This window comes from Lysinibacillus sphaericus (assembly GCF_015844675.1).
Lineage (GTDB): Bacteria > Bacillota > Bacilli > Bacillales_A > Planococcaceae > Lysinibacillus > Lysinibacillus sphaericus_E.
This window is the reverse complement of record NZ_LDGC01000096.1, coordinates 152,691-158,690: the sequence shown is the minus strand read 5'-3', so window position 1 is coordinate 158,690 and position 6,000 is coordinate 152,691. Positions and strand designations below refer to the sequence as shown.

At 32.7% G+C, this 6,000-nt stretch carries 5 protein-coding genes; all 5 read left to right on the top strand.

Features of this window, described 5'->3' with window-relative positions; translation table 11 throughout:
* The first annotated feature begins 795 nt into the window (after positions 1-795).
* Positions 796-2,568 carry a group II intron reverse transcriptase/maturase gene (ltrA, locus tag ABE34_RS24800; protein WP_197139928.1) on the top strand — a complete coding sequence of 591 codons (1,773 nt, stop codon included), beginning with the start codon at positions 796-798 and terminating at the stop codon, positions 2,566-2,568.
* A 255-nt stretch (positions 2,569-2,823) separates the two neighbouring features.
* A complete protein-coding gene (locus tag ABE34_RS24795; RefSeq protein ID WP_053594324.1) occupies positions 2,824-3,303 on the top strand; it encodes an RNA polymerase sigma factor in 480 nt (159 codons plus the stop codon).
* Positions 3,304-3,305: 2 nt separating this feature from the next.
* Entirely contained in the window at positions 3,306-4,007 is a 702-nt protein-coding gene (locus ABE34_RS24790) for a zf-HC2 domain-containing protein (RefSeq protein ID WP_197145039.1), read from the top strand.
* A 110-nt stretch (positions 4,008-4,117) separates the two neighbouring features.
* Entirely contained in the window at positions 4,118-4,831 is a 714-nt protein-coding gene (locus tag ABE34_RS24780) for a UDP-N-acetylmuramyl pentapeptide phosphotransferase (protein ID WP_197145037.1), read from the top strand.
* Positions 4,832-5,483: 652 nt separating this feature from the next.
* On the top strand, positions 5,484-5,915 hold the full coding sequence (locus ABE34_RS24775; RefSeq protein WP_197145036.1) for a hypothetical protein: 432 nt from the start codon (positions 5,484-5,486) through the stop codon (positions 5,913-5,915).
* Positions 5,916-6,000 lie beyond the last annotated feature (85 nt).

The window sequence follows — 6,000 nt, the reverse complement described above, 5'->3', positions numbered from 1 at the left end:
GTGCGAAATGTTTCTAGTTTAAATTGAGAATGGTCACATTACTCAGGTAAAGGCTAGACAGTTCCTTTCGGAACTGAAGGGTTATATCGAAGAATCAAATGATGAGGTAACGCTCGGAAGGGTTCTCTCTTAGTCGAATAGCACTGGATTTAGTAAGAATGATTGTGTTATAAGCTCGGTGAAAAGGCGTGAGAAATTACCGTACCAGGTCCGCTGACGAAAGCCTACTCGAGGGAGTGGTGTAATTCATGATGCTTGAGTTGAATGAATATGGTGAGAATGCAAATAAACCGAAAAGAAATGGTTAAGCTGACGAACTTCTGAATGTACGGGTCTAGAACTGCGATACATAGAAATGTGTATATCACCAAATTGTGAGGTTAGATGTGGGTGAGTAAGACTAACTAATATGAAAATCCATGATACGTTACAGGCGTATGTATCTAACAGGCTTAGAGGAAGCACCTAAGTTCATTCTATAATAGATATAATTCAACGTTTTAAGCTGATAACGTGGAGGGCTTACTCCCCTAAGAAACGTTGACAAGGAAAGCAATAATGATACTAGTTACTGTATAACTTGCCTTTATATCAGTGAAAGTGGTGGCACAGTACCAATGAAGTGTCTAATCCACATGGAGGGATAGCCACTAGACTAATAAAGATTTATTCAACCAAGTAAGGCAGTTCTTTATCGATTAATAAGGTTCTTGTGAGACTAATAGAGGTTTAACTCCAAAAGGAGTCACCGACTTATTGAAACGGAAGAAACTGAGACACAATGAGTATTATAGTATGCAAGATTGTTTTGATACACTCTACGCTCAAAGTGTTTGTGGTCATCATTTCTATAACTTAACAGAATTAATGAGTTCTAAGGATAATATACGTCTTGCCTACCGAAACATCAAAAGAAATACAGGTAGCAAAACTGCGGGAATCGATAAATTAACAATTAATGATATTCTGCATTTACCAGTTGTAGATGTAATAGCTAAAGTTCAAGGTATGTTCAAATGGTATGAACCACAACCAGTTAGACGGGTTTTCATTCCAAAAGGAGTAGATAAAACTAGACCTTTAGGGATACCGACGATATGGGATAGAATTTTTCAACAATGTGTACTGCAAATTTTAGAGCCAATCTGTGAAGCTAAATTCCATAAACATAGTTATGGTTTTAGACCAAATCGCAACACTCATCATGCCAAAGCTAGACTTGAATTTCTCATTAACCAATCTGGACTACATTATTGTGTTGACGTAGATATTAAAGGTTTCTTCGATAATGTAAATCATAGCAAACTTTTAAAACAAATGTGGTCAATAGGCATTAGGGATAAATCCCTTCTTTCTATTATATCTAGGTTATTAAAAGCAGAGATTGTAGGAGAAGGTATTCCTACAAAAGGAACACCGCAAGGTGGTATTCTTTCACCTTTATTATCTAACATTGTGTTAAATGAATTGGATTGGTGGGTTAGTGACCAATGGGAAACATTTGAAAGCAATTATACGTATTCGACTAATGGTAGTAAGTATCAGCAATTAAAGAAATCGAGTTTGAAAGAGTGTTTTATTGTCCGTTATGCGGATGATTTTAAGGTGATGTGCCGAACAAGGTCACAGGCAATTAAAATAAATTATGCATTAAAAGAATTCTTGAAAAAGAGATTACACTTGGAGACGAGTGAAGAAAAATCAAAGGTCGTGAACTTAAAGAAAAACTCTTCAGAGTTTCTAGGATTTACAATAAAAGCCATAAGAAAAGGTAAGACCAGATTTGGTTTCGTAGCAAAGTCTGATATGTCAAAAAAGGCTAAAGCAAATGCCTTTCAAAAGATTAAAGAAGCGATAAAAGTAATCAAGAGAAAACCCTGCATTCAGACCGTTTGGAATTTTAATACCGTTGTAATGGGTATCCAAAACTATTACTCAGCTGCAACTCAAATTACAATTAACTTGAATGAGTTAAATCTATATCTACGCAAGACGTTATACAATCAACTAAAGAATATTCGAACAGAGGCAAGTTTTCATGAGATGTCAAAGACATTACAGAAGCGATACAAAGGATATAAGTCCAAACTATTTAAAATACAAAATATGGTCTTTGTCCCCATCCATGCGCAACGATGGAGAAAAACACTTGGTTTCTCCCAAGTGATATGTAACTATACTGCCGAAGGCAGAGCAAAAATTCACAATAGCCTAAAGGCTATCAATAAAAATACGCTTTCTTACGTCATGAGAAACTACATTCCAAACAGATCTATTGAATATAACGACAACAGAATAAGTAAGTTTATTGCCCAGTATGGCAAATGTGCAATTTTAGGTGAAGAATTAGGTATTATCGACTGGCATTGTCATCATATTAATCCTTTTCACATTTCAAAAGATGATAGCTACTCAAATTTAATAGTTTTGAATAAGGCTATACATCAACTTATACATTTGAAAGACAAAGTAAAAATTGAAAAGTTCCTAAAAGCTGTAAAGCTTACAAATAAGCAATTAGAAAAAGTAAATAACTTACGACTGAAATGTAACAATGAAATAATCTAACTTTGGAAAATCTTCACTCGGCTGCTTAAAACATAGAAAGAATAAATTGGATTAGTTGGAACGCCGTATGCGGTGAAAGTCGCACGTACGGTGTGAACAGGGGGAAAAGCCAGCGATAACTTCAAAGGCTTACCTATCTGTATCAATAAGGACGATACGACCTAAAGGCAGATTTTCTATATGTCTGCCAATTTTTCGTAATTTTTGTAACAAAACTTACTTTACTTAGTCTTAATTATGAAAGGAGGTAGAAATGTGACTGAGTTTGAGAGTATATACAATCAATATTTCCGAGATGTTCACTCGTTTGTATTATCATTAAGTCGCAATGAAAAGATAGCAGAAGAAATAACACAAGAAACTTTTTTTAAGGCTTTAAAAAGCATTGATAAATTCAAAGGCAATTGCAAAATCAATGTATGGCTTTGTCAAATAGCGAAAAATACATACTTTACCTATCTGGATAAACAAAAGCGATATGCTACAGACGATATACCAGAAGAAATAAGCGAGAATAGCATTGAATCAATGATAGTGAATAAAGAAGAAACCTTCCGTTTACATAAGGTCTTACATCGCTTAGAAGAGCCTTATAAAGAAGTTTTTACATTAAGAGTGTTTGGAGAACTGTCCTTTAAACAAATAAGTCAACTTTTTGAAAAAACGGAGAGTTGGGCAAGAGTAACATTTCACCGAGCTAAAGGTAAAATTCAAGATTTACTGAGGGAGGAATAGATATGAGCAATAAAGTGTCATGTGAAATAATTAAAGACATGCTTCCGTTGTATTATGACGATGTATGCAGTGATGAGAGCAAAAGAATGGTAGAAGAACACCTTGTTGGGTGTCATAATTGTAAAAATGAATTAGATAGATTAAAAGCTGATTTTAAATTACCGAAAGAAGAAATCGAAACAATTAGAAATGATAGTAATGTTATAAAAAATATTTCTTCTTTTTGGAATCAGTCAAAAATTAAATCCTTTATGAAAGGGATAATTATTAGTGCATTATTGTTTTCACTCATCATTTTGGGGTATTTTGCTTTGTTTAATTGGCAAATCATAAGCGTTTCAACTGATAAGGTAGAGATAAAGAATTTAGGCCAATTGGCAGACAGCAAAATTTTCTATTATGCTGAGCCAAATGATGGTTATAGTTTGAATAGATTAAAATACGATATGGATAAGGAAGGTAACTTTTATATTACTCCTTTACGACCAATAATTAAGCAAGAAGCAGAACCACATAACGGTTTGGTAAAGAGCTATGATTATATTGACATTAAGTACCAGGAGAAAGAACGTGGTAAGGAGATAAAAATGATTTATTATGGAACTCCAAAAGATAAAATTTTGATTTGGGAAAAAGGAATGGATTTACCAAAAGTGAGTGAAGAAATAGAGCAAATGTATTATAATGGTAAAAGCTCGTGGTAAGGAGCTTTTAAGTGCTTGTTCACAAGATGGGAAAGAATATAGGGTTTTGAAGGAAAAAGTAAAAATTGAATTGTTAAATACGAAACTGGATGATTTTGGAGGGTTAAAATTTGTTATATTTAGCTTTATTAATTGGTATCGTTTTAATTGTAATTACGGATAAGCTTACCCAAGCATTTAAATTATCCAGCATCTGGGGATTGATTGGTCACATTTGTGCATCACTTGTGATAATAATGGTCGGCAAACTTGAGGTTAGTCATATTAATCTAGGTAATCATTTCGAATTAGGATATTTGGCGATTCCATTTACTTTATTATTCCTTGTAGGTTTTACAAATGTAATGAATATAGAAAAAGTGCAAAATCCTTCAATATTGTTGTTGCCATTCGTTTCTTTAGTTTGTTTCTCAATAGCAGCTTACTTTATAGGCCATTCATTTGTTTTCATAACGGGGATTTGTTCTAGTTTAACGATAATGGTTATTCTGCTATACGGCTATTTTACTGGTAAAGTATTTGTAAGACGAACGCTTACTACGTCAATAGGTTTCATAATAGCCGTGCTGTCAATATCCCTCATTGAAATATCTATTGTAACAATTTATATCCCGTTATTTACTTTAGCACTACCATTCACTTTATATTATTTAATTCAAGATAAAATTACGAATGTACAATCAATTACAGTTAGCTTTTTAACCGCTATTTTATTTGGTGTATTAATGTACATAGTTCCTTTTAATATAATATGGTATCTCGTTGTTGGGTTAACGAGTATCTTGGTTATCACACAATTTTCACGTAAATATCGCTTTATTTAGAAACTAAAGTTCTTACTCTACTAATGGGGTGGTTTATATGAGGATATCATTGAGCTGTTTTAGACAGCTCTTTTTTCTTATTATTCTAACGGGGCAGCAGAATAAGGACTTCAAGGTTTTTACATTGAATTACATGTAAAAAGTGGGGGAAATAATGAATAAATTTATAGTATATCTAGAACAGCGGTAGTAGGTAAAGGAGGGAAAGCCACACATGTGGCTTTCCATCTAGAAATTTTATTTTTATGAGTGTACGTATTCTGGATGCCACCTTATATTTGGATATCAATGACATACTGTCTAAAGAGTAAATTGCAAGCACTCCATCATTACTTTTTGCAATAAAAGTATTTTTGTTTGGGTTGAGCATACCACGGTATGCAAATTTCAGGCCCTTAAATTTGGCAATCATTTCATGAATGTCTAAATCAATAATATTGAATATTGATAGCAGAGCCATTAAAAATAATCTGATAATTATGTATAGATAGTTTAAAACCCATAGATATATGACTCCTTTCTGTTATCTATAATATTTGTTGATTCTGATAAAGCATGTGAATAATTGTACTAAAACTAACAGTGCAGGATAGTTACTTAAGATTATGGTAATATTTTTGTTAAATAACAGAAAAAAGTGAGTGTGTTTTATTTGAACATAAGATATGATTCATCATACATCTATATCGAAAACATTGAAGATGAGGCTAAGATTCTCAATAAATTTTGTAAAGATAAAGGAAATAAACTTGTTTTTTTAGAACTATATTATGAAGAAGATGTGGCTGCGTTATTTATTAATAACTATCGTTTTAAAATCTTGGATAATGCCGTCGTATATAAAGAACAGGAAAATAAAACATCAATATTACATAGTCCAGCTACAACTATTGATATTAGAAAAACATTAAAGGTATTTCCGTGCGATTTCTCAGCTATTGTATTACAAAAAAACACACCAATAAGAATTAAATACCATATAAGAGGTTATGAGTCTGACGATGGGTTTGGTATAAGAATTAAGGAGTTTAAAAACGGTTCTTTTATTAAAGAGATACTTCCGCTATTAACTCAGACCAAATAAAATATATAAAGTCAGGGGAAGGGCATACCATAACATAAATTAATTTTCCCTTATTCAACTGACGGGGTGCTTAGTTGAATAAGAG